16 protein-coding genes are annotated in these 17,691 nt (G+C 33.4%); 8 read left to right on the forward strand and 8 right to left on the reverse strand.

What is annotated here, in order from left to right; all coding sequences use genetic code 11:
• Nucleotides 1-25: 25 nt before the first annotated feature.
• A complete protein-coding gene (locus tag NG655_RS05665; RefSeq protein ID WP_252158366.1) occupies nucleotides 26-2,488 on the reverse strand; it encodes a zinc-dependent metalloprotease in 2,463 nt (820 codons plus the stop codon).
• A gap of 88 nt (nucleotides 2,489-2,576) precedes the next feature.
• On the opposite strand from NG655_RS05665, the gene prfB reads away from it, so the two are divergent.
• From prfB to NG655_RS05685, 4 genes are all read left to right on the forward strand, one after another.
• A protein-coding gene (gene prfB / locus NG655_RS05670; RefSeq protein ID WP_252158367.1) for a peptide chain release factor 2 occupies nucleotides 2,577-3,675 on the forward strand; the annotation gives its coding sequence in 2 pieces (ribosomal slippage) (nucleotides 2,577-2,639 and nucleotides 2,641-3,675; 1,098 coding nt in all).
• Nucleotides 3,676-3,693: 18 nt separating this feature from the next.
• A complete protein-coding gene (locus tag NG655_RS05675; protein WP_252158368.1) occupies nucleotides 3,694-4,317 on the forward strand; it encodes an HAD family hydrolase in 624 nt (207 codons plus the stop codon).
• Nucleotides 4,318-4,319: 2 nt separating this feature from the next.
• Nucleotides 4,320-4,679, forward strand: a complete 360-nt coding sequence (locus NG655_RS05680) for an arsenate reductase family protein (RefSeq protein WP_252158369.1) — start codon at nucleotides 4,320-4,322, stop codon at nucleotides 4,677-4,679.
• 68 nt (nucleotides 4,680-4,747) lie between these two features.
• Nucleotides 4,748-7,174 (forward strand): TonB-dependent receptor, encoded by a 2,427-nt coding sequence (locus NG655_RS05685; protein ID WP_252158370.1) that lies wholly within the window; start codon nucleotides 4,748-4,750, stop codon nucleotides 7,172-7,174.
• 90 nt (nucleotides 7,175-7,264) lie between these two features.
• On the opposite strand, the gene NG655_RS05690 is transcribed toward NG655_RS05685, so the two are convergent.
• Nucleotides 7,265-7,438, reverse strand: a complete 174-nt coding sequence (locus tag NG655_RS05690; RefSeq protein WP_252158371.1) for a hypothetical protein — start codon at nucleotides 7,436-7,438, stop codon at nucleotides 7,265-7,267.
• 183 nt (nucleotides 7,439-7,621) lie between these two features.
• Here NG655_RS05690 and fumC point away from each other — a divergent pair, with 183 nt between their 5' ends.
• Genes fumC through NG655_RS05705 form a run of 3 tightly spaced genes read left to right on the forward strand, consistent with a single transcriptional unit; the run spans nucleotide 7,622 to nucleotide 10,100 of the window.
• Nucleotides 7,622-9,016, forward strand: a complete 1,395-nt coding sequence (fumC, locus tag NG655_RS05695) for a class II fumarate hydratase (protein ID WP_252158372.1) — start codon at nucleotides 7,622-7,624, stop codon at nucleotides 9,014-9,016.
• Between the two features lie 2 nt (nucleotides 9,017-9,018).
• Complete coding sequence (locus tag NG655_RS05700; RefSeq protein ID WP_252158373.1) at nucleotides 9,019-9,477, forward strand: GNAT family N-acetyltransferase; 459 nt, start codon at nucleotides 9,019-9,021, stop codon at nucleotides 9,475-9,477.
• A 5-nt stretch (nucleotides 9,478-9,482) separates the two neighbouring features.
• On the forward strand, nucleotides 9,483-10,100 hold the full coding sequence (locus NG655_RS05705) for a hypothetical protein (RefSeq protein WP_252158374.1): 618 nt from the start codon (nucleotides 9,483-9,485) through the stop codon (nucleotides 10,098-10,100).
• 7 nt (nucleotides 10,101-10,107) lie between these two features.
• On the opposite strand, the gene ettA is transcribed toward NG655_RS05705, so the two are convergent.
• Together ettA and NG655_RS05715 are read right to left on the reverse strand one after the other, a co-directional pair.
• Nucleotides 10,108-11,802: an energy-dependent translational throttle protein EttA gene (ettA, locus tag NG655_RS05710; protein WP_252158375.1), complete on the reverse strand. Its 1,695-nt coding sequence runs from the start codon at nucleotides 11,800-11,802 to the stop codon at nucleotides 10,108-10,110.
• A 2-nt stretch (nucleotides 11,803-11,804) separates the two neighbouring features.
• Entirely contained in the window at nucleotides 11,805-11,993 is a 189-nt protein-coding gene (locus NG655_RS05715; protein WP_252158376.1) for a CAL67264 family membrane protein, read from the reverse strand.
• 142 nt (nucleotides 11,994-12,135) lie between these two features.
• Here NG655_RS05715 and NG655_RS05720 point away from each other — a divergent pair, with 142 nt between their 5' ends.
• Nucleotides 12,136-13,764 (forward strand): acyl-CoA carboxylase subunit beta, encoded by a 1,629-nt coding sequence (locus NG655_RS05720; protein WP_252158377.1) that lies wholly within the window; start codon nucleotides 12,136-12,138, stop codon nucleotides 13,762-13,764.
• On the opposite strand, the gene NG655_RS05725 is transcribed toward NG655_RS05720, so the two are convergent.
• From NG655_RS05725 to menA, 4 genes are read right to left on the reverse strand one after another with little or no spacing between them, the layout of a single operon-like run.
• On the reverse strand, nucleotides 13,739-14,821 hold the full coding sequence (locus NG655_RS05725) for an AMP-binding protein (RefSeq protein WP_252158378.1): 1,083 nt from the start codon (nucleotides 14,819-14,821) through the stop codon (nucleotides 13,739-13,741). The genes NG655_RS05720 and NG655_RS05725 overlap by 26 nt on opposite strands.
• Nucleotides 14,799-15,743, reverse strand: coding sequence for a CPBP family intramembrane glutamic endopeptidase (locus NG655_RS05730; RefSeq protein WP_252158379.1), 945 nt, complete (start codon nucleotides 15,741-15,743; stop codon nucleotides 14,799-14,801). Before NG655_RS05730 ends, NG655_RS05725 begins: the two co-directional genes overlap by 23 nt.
• Nucleotides 15,725-16,759, reverse strand: a complete 1,035-nt coding sequence (locus NG655_RS05735) for an o-succinylbenzoate synthase (protein ID WP_252158380.1) — start codon at nucleotides 16,757-16,759, stop codon at nucleotides 15,725-15,727. Before NG655_RS05735 ends, NG655_RS05730 begins: the two co-directional genes overlap by 19 nt.
• 1 nt (nucleotide 16,760) lies before the next feature.
• Complete coding sequence (gene menA / locus NG655_RS05740; RefSeq protein ID WP_252158381.1) at nucleotides 16,761-17,660, reverse strand: 1,4-dihydroxy-2-naphthoate octaprenyltransferase; 900 nt, start codon at nucleotides 17,658-17,660, stop codon at nucleotides 16,761-16,763.
• Nucleotides 17,661-17,691 lie beyond the last annotated feature (31 nt).

Below are 17,691 nucleotides of genomic sequence, written 5' to 3' on the forward strand. Positions count from 1 at the left end.
CAAATATTTATAATTGATGTTAATGTTATAAAATTGGTTGAGAACAAAAAATTTCTGTGCCAATTGGTGAACCATCCGGAAGTACAGGTGTTTGCTGAACTTCATAGGAGTCTCGATTTTCTAAAAAACGTCTGATTTTGCTAATGTAATAGGAATTATCACCTTTTGACTTTTTTAAACTGGTTTCCAATTCTTTAATTAAGTTGAAGCTTGTTACTTTAACAGTAGCTGAAGTATTTGTGTTTGCATGTAAATCAAATAATGCATTCAGATAATTCTCCTTTAGACTTTGTTGAATTGCTTGGTGATAAGTATCCTTGTATTTATTATTAAAAATTTTATCTTTCAATTGCGTTGCAACATCTTTAAAAGATAATTGATTGAAGTCCAATGCCTTTTGCTGAACTAGTCTAGAAACTCTCTGGGGATTCAAAATCATTTGAATGATTACTTTACTCATTGAGGCAGGTGCCCCTAAAACATCAAAGACCCTACCTGTTTGTGATCTAAAACTTTCTCTTGAAGGAGAAAAACCATAGGCAGCTGGAGGTAATTGTTTAATTAGTTTTTTAGGAATTGCGAGAGTTTCGGGAGACAATGATTTAATCATTGCTGATAATGCTTGTTGTTGAGTATCTTTTGATACAGTTGAAATCTTAAAAGGAATGGGGCCTTTAACTCCATAAGAATAATCGACACCTCCAATTAATTTAACGATTGCTTCAACTTGGTATCGATGTAAAAAATATATAGGAACAAGTCGATCGTTTAATAAAGAATAAGGCTCTCCAACTCTTAGTTGATTTTCTGAAAAATTATTTAATGCAAGAGAACGAACTTTTAGAAGGTGTTTATATTCTTCTATTGCACTTGATCCATTATCCCAAAGATGCGCATAGGGATGTGCACTTCCAACTGGACGTGCATCTTGGTCCGATATAAATCGACTCCCTTGTTTTATACTTTGCTCTAAAATAGTATTGAGTGCTTTTGTTTCGTCAGTTCCTTCCGGAAAATCACTGTAGGAATATTGTACAGAAGTCTTATCCCAAACTCCAATTCCTTCAGCATATGCGTTTTCTAATGAAATTGCTCCATCCCTAATTTCAAGTGTTGGATGTGGATAATCCATTACAGAAGCTCTTCCTTTTGTACTTGCTGCAAAGTTATGAGCAAAACCAAGTGTATGACCAATTTCATGAGCAGAAAGTTGACGAATTCGAGCAATAGCCATTGCAGACATCTTCGACTCATCAGTACTACCATTAGCATATGGATCTTTTGTTAGTCCTTGAGCAATCATAAAATCTTGCCTAATCCTGAGACTCCCAAGACTTACGTGACCTTTAAGAATTTCACCTGATCTTGGATCTTTTACACTTGCCCCATAGCTCCAACCTCTTGTGGATCGATGAACCCATTGAATTACATTATATCGAATATCTAATGGATCTGCATCGTCCGGAAGCATTTTAATTTGAAAAGCATCTATATAACCCGCTGCTTCAAAAGCTTGATTCCACCAGATTCCTCCTTCCAATAAAGCAGATCGAACTGGCTCAGGTGTACCATTATCTAAATAATATATTATGGGTTCTTTAGCCTTGCTCTGTTCTGCATTTGGATTAACTTTTTCAAGTCGATGACGGGTTACAAAAACTTGACGGGTTGAAGTTTCTATTGGTGTAGAATAATCATAATAAGAAAACGGAATAGCTCCACTTCTAGGATCAAATTTACGAGGCGTTAGTGGAGTTTCTGGAAGCTCTATAAAAGAATGATGCTGTTTTACACTTACACTATTTGAAGTTGGAGTAACAGAACGAATCCAACGGCCGGAAGCTTGACCTCCAAAAGTTAAAAGGATATCAAATTCAATGTTTTTAGGAAATGCTTTAGTTCGATCTAAGGAAACCGCTGAGCGTGATTTGTCTAATTTATAGTTCCCTTGATTAGTTTGTTTAAGGCGCTGGGAAACACCGTGTGCGTCTTGCATTAAAAAAGGCGTTAGTTCAATTAGATAGTCAGAATCTGTAGTTTCTATGATAGGAAATCCAAATAAAACAGATTCAGCAAAAGCCTCTTTTACAGATTGCTTCTCTAAATAATTTTTTGTACTCGCTCTGTAATCTAAATTGGGTTGAATTAATAAGAGTTTATTACCAGCTTTGCTGAAATATACCAACCTTTGGTCACCTAGTTGACCACGATCTAGACCGATATCATTACTTCCTATTCCAGAACTTAAACTGTTTACATAAAGAAACTCTTTGTTTATTTGACTCTCTTTAGAAACTTTTAAGAAAACTTTACCCGTATGATCTTCATAATAAAAGTCAAAAAAACCTTGGAATTCATGTGCCTTTGAATTTAACGAAGTTATCTTCGAATCTTTAGAACTAAATTTTTGTTTTTTTGTTCGCTGAGCATTAGTTGCCACAGAAGTAATTAAGAATAAAATAAGTACGAGTTTATACATCAATTTCATTTAAATAAGTTTTGTATTAAATTAAAAAAATAATGCCAAAAAAAGAGAAAATTGTAGTTTAATTATACATTTACATAAAATATAAAATATGATAACTACAGATCAGCAAAAGACTCTATTAGAACGCCTAGGTGGTTTAAGACGGTATCTTTGACGTTGATGCAAAACATATAGAAATACGTAATCAAGAGGAAGTTACTCTTGATCCTGACTTTTGGAATAATCCAACCCAAGCGGAAGTTCATATGAAAACACTCCGTACTTTAAAAAAATGGGTTTCAGATTATGACAAATTAATTTCTCAATACGATGATTTAGAAGTATTGCTAGAGTTTTTTAAAACAGGTGATGTTTCAGAAAACGAAGTAATGGAGGTTTATCATGCTCTACTTAATGACCTTGAAGATATAGAATTTCGAAACATGCTTTCCGATGAAGGTGATTCTTTAAGTGCCGTAATTCAAATTACTGCGGGTGCTGGTGGAACAGAAAGTTGTGATTGGGCAGAAATGTTAATGCGTATGTATCTGATGTGGGCCGAAAAACAAGGATTTAAAATTAAAGAATTAAACCATCAAGCTGGTGATGTTGCTGGAATTAAAACCGTTACTCTTGAAATTGATGGAGATTTTTCATTTGGATGGCTTAAAGGCGAAAATGGGGTTCATCGTTTAGTTCGAATATCCCCATTTGATAGTAATGCCAAAAGACACACCTCTTTTGCTTCTGTATATGTTTATCCTTTAGTTGATGAATCTATTGAAATAAACATAAATCCAGCTCATATTTCCTGGGAAACAATGCGTTCAAGTGGAGCTGGAGGACAGAATGTAAATAAAGTAGAAACTGCTGTGAGGTTAAGACATGAGCCCTCTGGTATTGTTATTGAAAATTCTGAAACTCGATCTCAATTAGACAATAAAACTAAAGCAATGCAGCTCTTAAAATCTCAATTATATGAGATTGAGCTGCAAAAGAAACTCTCTGCTAGAAAAGAAATTGAAGCTTCAAAGAAAAAGATCGAATGGGGATCTCAAATTCGTAATTATGTTTTACACCCTTATAAATTAGCTAAAGATGTAAGAACACAGCATGAAACCGGAAATGTAGATGATGTTCTTAACGGTGGAATTGACCCATTCCTTAAGGCTTATTTAATGATGATGGGACAAAACGAAACTGAATAAAAACTTAAAGAAATTATTATGAAAATAATACCGAATATAAAAAATGTGATTTTTGATTTAGGGGGTGTTCTTATAGATTGGAATCCTGACAAGGTTTACAAGGAGGTTTTTAAAAATGATACAGAACGCATGAATCATTTTTATAATGAAATTTGTACACAAGATTGGAATGAAAATCAAGATGCCGGATACCCAATGGCTAAAGCTACAGAAGAGCGAATTGCTTTATTCCCAGAATTTGAGGAAGAAATTAAGATGTTTTACGGACGGTGGGACGACATGCTTGGAGACCAAATCCAAGGTACAGTAGATATTTTAAAAAAGCTAACGGATAATCCTTCAATTAAGGTTGTTGCGTTAACGAATTGGAGTCATGAAACTTTTCCTAGAGCAATTGCAAAATTTGAGTTTTTGCAGTGGTTTGAAGGAATTATTGTTTCTGGTCAAGAGAAAACAAGAAAACCTTTCCCTGAAATTTATCAGCTTACTTTAAGTCGTTTTAATTTAAAAGCGGAGGAATCTCTTTTTATAGATGATAATCTAAGAAACATAGAAGCTGCTCGTGAACTTGGAATTCAATCAATCCATTTTGAAAACCCTGATCAATTGGAAGAAGTAATAAAAAACTATATAAATAATTAAATATGAAATTAAAAGTATACCATAATTCTAGATGTAGAAAGTCAAGGGAAGCTGTTGAATATTTAAACACAAAAGGAATTGATTTAGACATTATAGAATATTTGAAATCCCCTGTATCCCTAAAAGAATTAAAGGGTTTAATTCAATTATTAAATATAAAGCCAATAGAATTGGTTCGGAAAAATGAAACGATTTGGAAAGAAAATTACAAAGGAAAAACACTAACAGACTCTGAAGTTATTGATGCATTATTAGAACATCCAAAACTAATTGAAAGGCCTATTGTTTCTAGTGTAACAAAAGCAGTAATTGGTAGACCAATAGATAATTTAATTGAATTTGTAAATTCGATTAAACCTTAACAACTATATATAGTCTAACAAGAAAAAACTTAATGAAATTATTTTCTAAAAAATTTAAACTCCAATTATTGAGTTTAATCCTACTATTTTCAAATTCACTATTAGCCCAAAGACCAACTCAAAGTTTTCAAAAATTAATTATAACAGGAACTGTTCTTGATCAAGAAACACAAGAGCCCCTTGAATATGCTACTATTACTTTTAAAAATGAAAGAAGGCCAAAATTACTACAAGGAGGAATTACCAATCAAGAAGGTAAATTTTCAATAGAAGTTTTTCCAGGTAGATACAATATCAGTACTGAATACATTTCATTTAAGACCATTACACAGAATAATGTCATGATCCGTTCTAATCAGGATCTTGGTATAATTAATATGGAAATAGAAGCTTCTAATTTAGATGAAGTTGAATTAGTTGGAGAACGAACAACGGTCGAAATTAAATTAGATAAACGTATTTATAACGTAGGAAAAGACATTACAGTTCGAGGAGGTAGTGTGTCTGATGTTTTAGATAATGTACCCTCAGTTTCCGTTGATGTTGAGGGAATTGTATCACTTCGTGGTAATGACAATGTTCGCATCCTCATCAATGGAAAACCTTCTGGATTAGTTGGTTTATCGGGGCCCGAAGGACTTAGACAGATACCTGCAGAATCTATTGAAAAAGTAGAAGTTGTCACTTCGCCTTCAGCACGATATGATGCAGCTGGAACGGCAGGGATTCTAAATATTATATTGAAGAAAAATACCTTAGATGGATTTAATGGTTCTGTAGTTGTTAACGCAGGAGTTCCAAAAAACAACAGAGCAAGTGCATCCTTAAACTGGAGGTCTGAAAAAATAAATTTATTTACCACAACAAACTATGGTGATTCTGAATCAGAAGGTGGTGGAATATTTAACAGCGAATATTACAATGGTTTAGATCCCAATACATTTTCAAATGAAAAAAGAGATTATTTCCGTAATCGCAGAAACTTTTTTACAAATGTTGGTGTAGAATACTTGTATGACGACAATACTTCATTAACACTTTCTGGATTTTACAGAAAGAGTAATAACTCAAGCCTAGCATCTACCTTCATAGAATCTATTACTCCAACAGTAACTCTCAATACAGACCGATTTGATGATGAAAAAGAACTAGATGAAACAAAACAATTTAGTGTCAATTACACTAAAAAATTTGATGATAAAGGACATGAGCTAGTTGCAGAATTTCAATATGAAACAAGTATTGAAGATGAAGATTCTGATATTATTACCGCAATACCGGAGGAAGTTTTTACTGCAGAGTCACAAAAAAGAATTCTTTATCAGTTAGATTATGTTTGGCCTATTAACGATAATACACAGTTTGAACTTGGCTACAGAGGAAATTTCAAAACCCAAGAAACAGACTATAATGTAGCAATACAAGAAAATAATGTTTTTGTCACAAACACAGATCTTTCAAATATTCTAGAATACACAGAAAACGTGAACGCTGCTTATACACAGTTTGGTCAAAAAATGGATAAATTCTCCTACCTGTTGGGTTTAAGAATGGAACATTCAAATATCATAATTGATCAAAAAACGTTGAATACAAAAGTTAAGAAAGACTATGCTGATTGGTTTCCAACCGTTAATCTATCGTATGAGATAAATGAAAAAGACAATATAACTTTAGGGTTTAGTAGACGTATCAGAAGACCAAGAAGTAGATCTCTTAATCCGTTTCCATCACGATCTAGTGTTACATTCTTTAGACAAGGAAACCCGGATTTAGATCCTTCGTATTCTAACACATTTGATTTAGGATATTTAAAGCGCTGGGAAAAATTTACATTCAATGGATCAGTATACTTCCAAAAAACAACACAAAATATAGAACGTATTACAGAGCAGACTGGAGAGTTAGTTGAAGTTCCAACAGAACAAGGGTCCAGTACTTTAGTTCCTGCCTTGCGATCGATTACAGTAAATTTATCTGAGAATAATCGTATTGGTACAGAATTTACGCTTACCTATACTCCAAACAGAAACGTTAGAATCAGTGGTAATTTTAATATCTTCAATTCAGAAACAATAGGTGCATATGAAGGTAGAGATTTTGGTGCCGAAATAGTGAGTTGGTTCAGTAGAATTAATGCCAGCATTAAGTTCCCTAAAGGCTTTAACACTCAAATAAGAGGTTTTTATTTTGGACCTAGAGCAAATGCACAAACAGAATCTAAAGGAATATTTACCTTATCTGGTGCTGTAAATAAAACCGTTCTGAATAAAAAAGGAACTCTATCATTAAGAGCGAGTGATTTATTAAATTCAAGCAGAAGAAAAAGTACCACTACAAGTGAGAACTTTAATTCTTACACCGAATTCCAGTGGAGAATACCGAGCTATGTTCTAACCTTTACTTATAAAATAAACGAAAGTAAAGCAGCCAAGAAAAGAAGAGCTTCAAGAAACCCAGGTGGTGGTGACGGAGGTGATGAATTCGATTTCTAATCTTCCTTAAAATTAACAATAAAAAAAACCTCACAGATTGTGAGGTTTTTTTTATGAATAAGCTATTAACTAGCTTTTATAATGAGAAGGTTATTCCTTAATCTCTGTGTTTTTAGCTTCTTTACGTTCTTTAAACCATTCTAATAAAGCACCAGTTAACCAGTAAGGAATTACAAAAGTTAATAAAAAAATCATTAACCAAAACCCAATAGTTAATATGGTTAAAAAAGAAAGAAAACCTAAATATTGATCGAATTCGAACATTGTTATAAAATTTTTAACAAAATTAAGTTTTTTATAATTCTAATCATAGTGATCTATTTATTTTTTTTGAGTCTGGATATAAAAATATATTCTCAATAAAAATCCCAATACCTTTAAACTTCATATGGCTCTAAAATAAAAATTAAGTATTTTTGCAGAGTATAATTAAAAGCGAATAAAACAATGGAATACCGCATAGAAAAAGACACTCTTGGAGAAGTTAAAGTTCCTGCAGACGTATACTGGGGGGCACAAACAGAACGTTCACGATCAAATTTCAAAATTGGATCTCCAGGGTCTATGCCAATCGAAATAATACATGGATTTGCTTATTTAAAAAAATCAGCTGCATACACAAACCATGAACTTGGTGTTCTAGATATTAATAAAAGAGATTTAATTGCTCAAGTATGCGATGAAATTCTAGCGGGCAAGTTAGATGATCAATTCCCCTTGGTTATATGGCAAACCGGTTCAGGGACACAGAGTAACATGAATGTTAACGAGGTTATTGCAAATCGTGCACATGTACTAGCAGGAAATAAGCTTGGTGAAGGTGATAAAACACTTGCTCCAAATGATGATGTTAATAAATCACAATCCTCTAATGATACGTTTCCGACTGGAATGCACATTGCAGCTTATAAAAAAATAATTGATGTAACTATTCCGGGTGTAACTCAACTCAGAGATGCATTGCAAGCCAAAGCCGATGCATTCAAATCCGTTGTTAAAATTGGACGTACTCATTTAATGGATGCCACTCCCCTAACTCTTGGTCAAGAATTTTCTGGATATGTTTCACAATTAGATCATGGTCTCGCAGCTTTAAACTTTACACTGACTCACCTATCAGAATTAGCACTTGGCGGAACAGCAGTAGGTACTGGTATTAATACTCCTAAAGGATATTCAAAACGAGTTGCAGAATTTATTGCTGAATTTACTGGACTTCCTTTCATAACGGCTCACAATAAGTTCGAAGCTCTTGCTGCTCATGATGCTATTGTAGAAACTCATGGGGCTTTAAAACAAATTGCCGTTTCGCTCAATAAAATTGCAAATGACATAAGAATGCTTTCTTCAGGTCCTCGATCTGGTATTGGTGAAATTACAATCCCAGCGAATGAACCAGGAAGCTCAATCATGCCAGGGAAAGTAAATCCTACGCAATGTGAAGCAATTACTATGGTATGTGCTCAAGTAATGGGAAATGACGTAACCATTACAGTCGCTGGAACTCAAGGTCATTATGAGTTAAACGTATTCAAGCCTGTTATGGCGGCAAACATTATAGAATCTGCTCAGTTAATTGGAAATGCTTGTGAAAGTTTTACTGTTAACTGTGTAAATGGAATTGAAGCGAACCAAAAAAGGATTGATGAATTAGTTAACAATTCTTTAATGCTTGTAACTGCTCTAAATACTAAGATAGGATATTATAAGGCTGCAGAAATTGCAAATAAAGCTCACGAAGAAGGAACAACTCTTAAAGAAGCTGCTCTTGCGTTAGAATATGTTAGTGCAGAGGAATTTGATGCTTGGGTTATTCCTAAGGATATGACTGGTGAAAAATAGCTATGGAAATTATTTCTTTTGATCCTAAATACACAGAAGAATTTCGTCTGTTAAATGAAGCTTGGCTTAAGAAATATTTCGTTGTAGAGCCTTACGATTCTGAACTGCTAAGTAAATGTGAAGAATTCATTATAAAACCAGGTGGTTTCATTTTTTTTGTAAAAATTGATGAAACTATTGTTGGAACAGCTGCTTTTATTTATGTTTCAAAAGGGATTTATGAACTTGGAAAAATGGCTGTAGACCCTACTTTTCAAGGACAAAAAATTGGGCAAAAACTACTAAAACATATGTTGGTTTTTGCTGATAAACACCACTGGAATAAAATTATTTTATATTCTAGTAAATTATTGAAAAATGCACTTTACATATATCAAAAAAATGGATTTATTGAAGTGCCTTTAGAAAAGAATCTGCCCTATGAAAGAGCTGATATAAAAATGGAATTAAACTTAAAATAGAAACATTGAAAATTAATCATTTAGGTTTCCTTGGTCTTTTTATTGTGTTGAACATTTCTGTTTTACAAGCACAATCAAAAAATAGCACACCTAAATCTACTTTATTCGTTCCTCCGAAACAAGTGGTAACCATAGATTATCCTTATATGAAAGGTTATCAAGTGAAAATTTGGAATAAATCTAAACTTGAACTTGGAGTCTCCTCCAGAGATCATCAAACAGATACACTTACCAAAGGATTTGGCTTAAAAAAAGGAAGTTTTGAAACAATTCAAATCCAAGAAAAAAATTATCTACAGCTCGAAAATCGATTTATAGCGCCATTAAAAATTGAGTATTCTATATTTAAAGCTAAACCTGGAAAGAAAAAAATTAATCCTACTCGAAGAGCTGTTTTTTATCTATTAAACTCAACTGCTCAAAGCTTACCTATTATAATACCAGGTGTAATGAATCCTAATCTATCTCCATTTTCTCGAAGTGGTGTAGATTTACCCTGGGGTCAAAAAATATATCTAAAGACTCCAGGTAAAAATTTATTAATTCTTACAGTTTCTGACACAATCAGAAAAGGATCTCAAATTGATGTAGCAGATTTAATAGACGCAGCTTTGAACAAATAATAGTGTGCTAGTCTCTCGTTAACTTTCTATACTGAATTCTCTTCGGCATGAGATCTTGACCAAGTCTCTTTTTCTTATTTTCCTCATAATCAGAATAAGAACCTTCATAAAAGTAAACTTGAGAATCTCCTTCAAAAGCCAAGATATGAGTACAAATACGATCTAAGAACCATCGGTCGTGAGAAATAACCACTGCACAACCTGCAAAATTCTCTAAACCTTCTTCTAATGCTCTTAAAGTATTAACATCAAGATCGTTTGTTGGCTCGTCTAAAAGCAATACATTTCCTTCTTCTTTAAGAGTCATTGCCAAGTGTAAACGGTTACGTTCACCTCCAGAAAGCGTTGAAACTTTCTTGTTTTGTTCACTCCCACTGAAATTAAATCGACTTAAAAAAGCTCTAGAATTAATCTGCCTACCTCCTAGCATAATTAATTCTTGCTCGTCACTAAAATTAGACCAAATTGATTTGTCTAAATCAATATTTGAATGGGATTGATCTACATAGGCTAACTTTACTGTCTCACCAACAGAAAAACTTCCGTCGTCTGGAGTTTCTTCTCCCATTATCATTCTGAAAACCGTAGACTTACCAGCACCGTTCGGACCAATTACTCCAACAATTCCAGCCTGAGGAAGATTAAAAGAAAGATTATCGTATAAAAGTTTATCATCAAAAGCCTTCTTTACACTTTTGGCTTCAATTACATTTGTTCCAAGACGGGGTCCATTAGGAATAAAAATTTCTAATTTTTCTTGAATTTTATTTTGATCTTGACTAGCTAATTTATCGTAATTAGATAAACGAGCTTTTTGTTTACTTTGACGTCCTTTGGGTGCCATTCGAACCCATTCTAGCTCACGTTCTAATGTTTTCTGACGTTTTGAAGCTGTTTTTTGCTCCTGTGCCATTCGTTTAGATTTTTGATCTAGCCAAGAAGAATAATTACCCTTCCAAGGGATACCCTCTCCCCGATCTAATTCAAGAATCCAACCCGCAACATTATCTAAAAAATATCTATCGTGAGTAACCGCAATAACAGTCCCTTTATATTGTGCTAAATGATGCTCTAACCAATGAACAGACTCAGCATCTAAATGGTTGGTTGGCTCATCAAGTAAAAGAATATCTGGTTTTTGGAGTAACAGTCGACATAAAGCAACTCTACGGCGCTCTCCACCTGATAAAAATTCTATTTTTTGGTCTCCTGGAGGTGTTCTAAGAGCATCCATGGCAATTTCAAGCTGGGTGTCTAACTCCCAAGCATTTACTGCATCTATTTGATCTTGAAGAGCAGCTTGACGATCCATGAGTTGTTGCATTTTATCTGCATTCTCATAAACCTCAGGTAGTCCAAATTGATCATTAATCTGGTTGTATTCATCTAAAACTGCAACCGTTTCTGCTACTCCTTCTTTAACTATTTCAAGAACGGTTTTAGATTCATCCATCAAAGGTTCCTGTTCTAGATAGCCTACCTTATAGCCAGGTGAAAAGCTAACTTCTCCTTGATAATTTTTTTCAGTTCCAGCAATAATTCTTAAAAGAGTAGATTTACCTGAACCGTTTAAACCTAAAATACCAATTTTAGCTCCATAAAAAAAACTCAAATAGATATCCTTCAACACTGGTTTATTTCCTGATGGGTAAGTCTTTGAAACTCCCGACATCGAGAAAATTATTTTTTTATCATCTGACATAATTAAATTCTTCCTTTTAAAGCATTAAATGCCCATGCAATTGCGTAAAACCCAACACCTGCAACACATAAACCAACAGCATATTCAGGGTAATCTGGATACAATATATATCCTATGACCAATAGAGCTGTTCCTAAGACCATGATTACTAATGCAGTATAACCAAATATTTTATTTTTGTTTAAGCTCATTTGTGTGTTTTTAACATTGTGCAGCAAATATCGTTTATTTATTTTTAAAAATTAAAAACAACGAGTCAACATAACAAAGAAATCCTAGTTTGTTAAGCAATTAACCCTTCTATATTTTGTAATTTTATATCAAATTTGACGAATGAATATTAGTTTCGATAAAAATGAAGATCACAACAAACTGCTGTGGTCAAATATTAGACAAAAATTTGCAACCATTTCGCTTGGAGGTGGTAAAAAACAACTGCAAAAAATTAGAGATAAAGGCAAAATGACCGCAAGAGAGCGGGTAGCCTATCTTGTTGATTCTAATACTGAAGCATTAGAAATAGGTGGTTTTGCTGCATCAGGAATGTATGAAGAGTACGATGGATGTCCAGCAGCTGGGGTAATTGTGGTGCTAGGATATATACATAAAAGACTTTGTATAATTGTTGCTAATGATGCTTCTGTTAAAGCAGGAGCTTGGTTTCCAATGAGTGGCAAAAAAAATCTTAGAGCGCAAGAAATTGCCTTAGAAAATAAAATTCCAATTATTTATTTAGTTGATAGTGCTGGGGTATTTTTACCCCTACAGGATGAAATTTTCCCTGACAAAGAACACTTTGGGCGTATATTTAGAAATAATGCAAGAATGAGCAGCAAAGGGATTCTCCAGATTGCTGCTGTAATGGGTAGCTGTGTTGCTGGAGGAGCCTACCTTCCTATTATGTCAGATGAATCTTTGATTGTGGATAAAACTGGAAGTATATTCTTGGCAGGAAGTTATCTTGTTAAAGCTGCTATTGGAGAAACAATTGATAATGAAACTCTAGGTGGTGCTACAACACATACAGAAATAAGTGGTGTAGCAGATTATAAGGTAAAAGACGATCCAGAAGCTTTAGAACATATCCGTGCCTTAATTCACAAAATTGGAACTCCAGAAACTGCAGGTTTCAATAGAATTGAATCAGTAGCTCCTAAACTTAATGAAGAGGAAATACTTGGCTTATTACCAGCTTCGAGAAACCAACCTTACGATACCTACCCAATACTCGAACGTTTAGTTGATAATTCGGAGCTACAGGAATATAAAAAAGGATACGGTAAAACCCTAATAACTGCTTATGCTCGTATTGATGGTTGGTCAGTAGGTATCATTGCTAATCAAAGAAAAATTGTTAAATCTGCTGATGGAGAAATGCAATTAGGAGGTGTTATTTATGGAGATGCAGCTGATAAAGCTACTCGTTTTATTGCTAATTGTAATCAGAAAAAAATCCCTTTAGTCTTTTTGCAAGACGTAACCGGATTTATGGTCGGTAGTAAAGCAGAACATTCCGGAATTATTAAAGATGGAGCTAAAATGGTAAATGCTGTTTCGAATTCTGTAGTTCCAAAATTTACTGTAATTATGGGTAATTCATATGGTGCAGGTAATTATGCCATGTGTGGAAAAGCTTTTGACCCTAGATTAATTGTAGCTTGGCCTAGTGCAGAAATGGCAGTTATGGGGGGTTCACAGGCAGCTAAAGTGATTTCACAAATGGAAGCCTCTTCTCAAAAAAAGAAAGGAATTGAGATTGATGATGTTGCGCAAGAAAAGTTATTCAAGAAAATTAAAGAAGGATATGATCGACAAACGTCACCAATTTATGCAGCTTCTAGAATGTGGACGGATGCGATAATAAACCCTTTAAAAACTAGGGAGTGGATAAGTAAAGGTATTGAAGCTGCGAACCACGCTCCCATAACTGAAAAATTTAATATGGGAGTTCTTCAAGTTTAGAAAGAGTTTCTTTCCGTTTTAATTTTCCATTATCGGTATACTCAAATGATTCCAAATGATAGATTTTTTTTGGTATTTCATATTCCGTTAAAACACCTGATTCTCTGATTAAATCTATTATGCCAATGATGGGCTTTTTTTGTTCCACTACCAAAACAGATTGTTGACCTAATTTTTCATCTGGAATTCCTCCAATAAAATAAGGAAAAGATAGTAATGAACTTATTTTACGCTCTATCGCTTCGGGTATGATTTTTATACCTCCAGAATTAATTACAGTATCATTTCTTCCTAAAAGAAAAAATGAATTAGCTGTTTTTAATTCTACAATATCATTTGTAACAATGGGTTCCGTTTGGATATAGGGAACTTCAATATTCAAACAAGAACGATCATCTTTTGAAATGGTTACCCCCGGTAAAACATGATAAGAAGAATCGTTTGAAAAAATTGAACGAGAGGCTATATGAGTTAAAGTTTCGGTCATCCCGTAGGTAACAAAACTTTTAGTTTTTTTTGTTTTTAAAGATTCTAATAATGATTCCGAGGGTGCAGCTCCACCAATAATTAAGGTTTTAATTTGATTAATACTATTCAAACTATTCTCTGCTTGTAGAGGAACCATTGCTGCGAAATCATAAAGAGTTGATTTTCCGTCTAAAACATTACCGTTAGGAGGAAGAATATCTATTTCTAAACCTAAGATCATTGCCCGAACCAACATCATTTTTCCAGCAATAAAATCTGCTGACAAACAATGAAGAGCCCGATCACCTATTTTCAATCCAAAATGATCACCTGTAGCTACTGCAGAATAAACCATAGCTTGTTTTGAATAACTTATTTTCTTTGGGGAACCGGTTGAACCAGAAGTTTTGACCTCGATTGAGTCTTTTGAATTAATCCAATCCATCAAAAAATCACCTATGGATTTTTCATGGGGTTTTCCTTCTTTTATAAAACTATAAGCAACTACAAAAAGATCGTCATACGAATAGGCAATCCCATTCATTTTAAAACGATTATGAATATTTCTATAACTCGGTACTTGACTCATATATACGTGCAGTTAATTTATGTTTCCAATTCGACCAACCGTATTTTTTTGCAAAAACCAATAATGAAAAAGGATATAAGACCAAAAATACTATCAGGATGTCTGGCATTAAAGAAGGTTCAGAAATAGACTTTAAAACAGAATATGTCTGTAAAGCAGTCCAATCAGAAGTTACTAACAATGCTATAATTAAATTATTAGCAATATGATAGCCTAAAGCCAATTCAATCCCTTCATCTAAAAGGGTAATTAGACCGAAGAAAAGTCCGGAACCTACATAAAAGATTAAAACTCCAAAACCTAGTTTATCAATTTCTGGATTGAAAATATGAAGAGAACCGAAAATTAAAGAAGTTAAAATTAAAGGGAGCCATCGCGTTTTGGTAAGTTTTGCAAAACCCTGCATCAAATACCCTCTAAATAAGAATTCTTCAAGTCCAGCTTGAAAAGGAATGAATATAACTGAAATCACCAGCAAGATCATAAAAGGTTTTAACTGAAAAGTTATTTCATAATCTTCAGGGGCTAATAAATATCCAGTTCCCACGAGTAGAACAGAAATTATTGAACACAAGGTAAAAGCAAAAGTTACTCTTCTAAAATCAATCTTTTTTCTTGATGTAGTTACGCTACGTATACTTTGTTTGTGAATATTTAAGACAAAAAGAAAACCAAGAAATGCGATAAAAAAAGAAAACAATAACAGAAATAATGTCAAATTCTTGTCTAAATGATTAAACATGGACATCGGATTCTTCGGATCCATCATCGCTGTAGATTCTTCTGATATAAAAAATAACATGGGTACTTGACCCACAAAACTAAATGTGATTACAATCATTGAACCTAATAGGTACCATGCAAACGGTAAACGTTTATTTATATCGACTTCAAGAAATTTATTTATTGAATTTCGCTCCATTTTTTAAACTTATCATAAACAATATACCCATTTTTTACTTCTAAAGGGGAATCAATATTATTCGTGTATAAACTTCCTGTTCCCAAACCTTGAGGACCTGAGGGATTTAAGGTATAAGTCCATTGAGAAATAGCATTTAAACCAACATTACTCTCTAATGCACTCGTAACCCACCAACCTATATTATCACTTTCTGCTAGATTTATCCACTCCATGGAGCCTCTAAAACCTCCAATAAAGCTAGGTTTTAAAATTATATATTGAGGTTTAATTGCATCCAATAACAATTTCTTTTCCTCATATTCAAAAACACCAATTAATTCTTCATCTAGCGCAATAGGAATCGGAGTGTTTTTACATAAATAAGACATGGCTTCAATTTGCCCTTGTTTTATTGGTTGTTCAATAGAATGGATTCCAAATTCTGACAATTTGTTAAGTTTTTCTAGTGCTTCAGCAAGTGTAAAAGCCCCATTAGCATCAACCCTAATTACAATATCTTTAGGAGAAAACTTAGACCGTATAGCTTTTAAAACTTCTATTTCTTGTTTAAAATCTAAAGCACCTACTTTCATTTTGATGCATTTAAAACCAGCTGCCAATTTATCTTCCAGCTGTTTCATCATAAAGGACTTATCCCCCATCCAAATGAGTCCGTTTATTTCTATATTATCATTTGAGGATGTAAAATCTGAAGGAAAAATTAGGTAAGGATCTTCTGAGTTTATAGACAAAAAAGCTGTTTCTAATCCCATTTGAATCGAAGGAAACTCGATCATTTTGTGATATAAAAAATCAAACCCTTGATCTATATTTTCACAAACCCATTTAAGCTTCTCTTCATAATCAATACGATCGTCGCAGCTCAAGCCTCTTAAAATACCGCACTCGCCAATTCCCCTTTTACCATTGTTCTCAAGTTTAATAAACCAAGTTTCCTTTTGTATTAAAATACCTCGAGAAGTTCCGCTAGGTTGTTTAAAATCAAGAATATATCGATGATAGCTAGCTTTCATTTTATATATTTTGTCCTATTGAAAAAAGAAGAGCAAATAAGAACGTACACAATGCTAATCTCTTTAACTCTGGATCAAATTCTTTTGGATCAGTATATCCTAAAACACGTCTTAAATGAATCATCAATAATAAAACGGCAATCATAAAAAGATAAGAAGGTTGACTCAATGTTTTAGAATATAAAACAGATGTAAATACCGCTCCAATTAATAAAAAAGCATGGTAAATTTTAGAATAACTTGATCCTAAAAGAACCGCTATAGTAATCTTATTAGATTTTTTATCAGTTTCAAGATCGCGCATATTATTTAAATTTAAAACACCAACACTTAATAATCCAATGGAGGTAGCCGGTAAAATTAATTCAATTGAAAAGGTATTATTTTGTAAAAAATAGGAACCTAAAACACTTACTCCTCCAAAAAACACAAAGACAAAAAAATCGCCAAAAGCTCGATAACCATATGCATTTTCGCCTACAGTATATTTAATAGCTGCATAAACAGAAGCAACGGCTAGAGCAACAAAAATTAAAACATACAGCAGTTCAGAAGAATCAAATGCAATTAATATTAGAGTGAATGATAAAATAAGCGAAGAAGCAACTGTGATTTGAATTCCTTTTTTCAGTTCCTTTCTAGAAAGTAATCCCTGCTGTAAAACTCTTGCAGGACCAATTCTATCATTATTATCTGTTCCCTTTACACCATCACCATAATCATTAGCAAAATTTGATAAAATCTGAAATGCGATCGTAGTAGCTAAGGATAGTATTAAAATAGTTATCGAAAAACTAGGACTAGAATATGCAAGACCGTTACCAACAATTATTCCGGATAAAGAGAGTGGTAACGTTCTCAAACGAGCAGCCTCTAACCAAACTTTAAATTTTGAATTCATCTATTATTTTGTAATTCAATTCGTTTTATTT

This window comes from Candidatus Arcticimaribacter forsetii (assembly GCF_910589745.1).
GTDB classification, from domain to species: domain Bacteria; phylum Bacteroidota; class Bacteroidia; order Flavobacteriales; family Flavobacteriaceae; genus Arcticimaribacter; species Arcticimaribacter forsetii.

Coding starts and splice junctions, on each gene's coding strand:
- menA (WP_252158381.1), bottom strand. CDS start 17,660: ATGAATTCAAAATTTAAAGTTTGGTTAGAGGCTGCTCGTTTGAGAACG.
- NG655_RS05730 (WP_252158379.1), bottom strand. CDS start 15,743: ATGGAGCGAAATTCAATAAATAAATTTCTTGAAGTCGATATAAATAAA.
- NG655_RS05735 (WP_252158380.1), bottom strand. CDS start 16,759: ATGAAAGCTAGCTATCATCGATATATTCTTGATTTTAAACAACCTAGC.
- NG655_RS05725 (WP_252158378.1), bottom strand. CDS start 14,821: ATGAGTCAAGTACCGAGTTATAGAAATATTCATAATCGTTTTAAAATG.
- NG655_RS05715 (WP_252158376.1), bottom strand. CDS start 11,993: ATGAGCTTAAACAAAAATAAAATATTTGGTTATACTGCATTAGTAATC.
- fumC (WP_252158372.1), top strand. CDS start 7,622: ATGGAATACCGCATAGAAAAAGACACTCTTGGAGAAGTTAAAGTTCCT.
- NG655_RS05680 (WP_252158369.1), top strand. CDS start 4,320: ATGAAATTAAAAGTATACCATAATTCTAGATGTAGAAAGTCAAGGGAA.
- NG655_RS05665 (WP_252158366.1), bottom strand. CDS start 2,488: ATGAAATTGATGTATAAACTCGTACTTATTTTATTCTTAATTACTTCT.
- NG655_RS05700 (WP_252158373.1), top strand. CDS start 9,019: ATGGAAATTATTTCTTTTGATCCTAAATACACAGAAGAATTTCGTCTG.
- ettA (WP_252158375.1), bottom strand. CDS start 11,802: ATGTCAGATGATAAAAAAATAATTTTCTCGATGTCGGGAGTTTCAAAG.
- NG655_RS05720 (WP_252158377.1), top strand. CDS start 12,136: ATGAATATTAGTTTCGATAAAAATGAAGATCACAACAAACTGCTGTGG.
- NG655_RS05675 (WP_252158368.1), top strand. CDS start 3,694: ATGAAAATAATACCGAATATAAAAAATGTGATTTTTGATTTAGGGGGT.
- NG655_RS05690 (WP_252158371.1), bottom strand. CDS start 7,438: ATGTTCGAATTCGATCAATATTTAGGTTTTCTTTCTTTTTTAACCATA.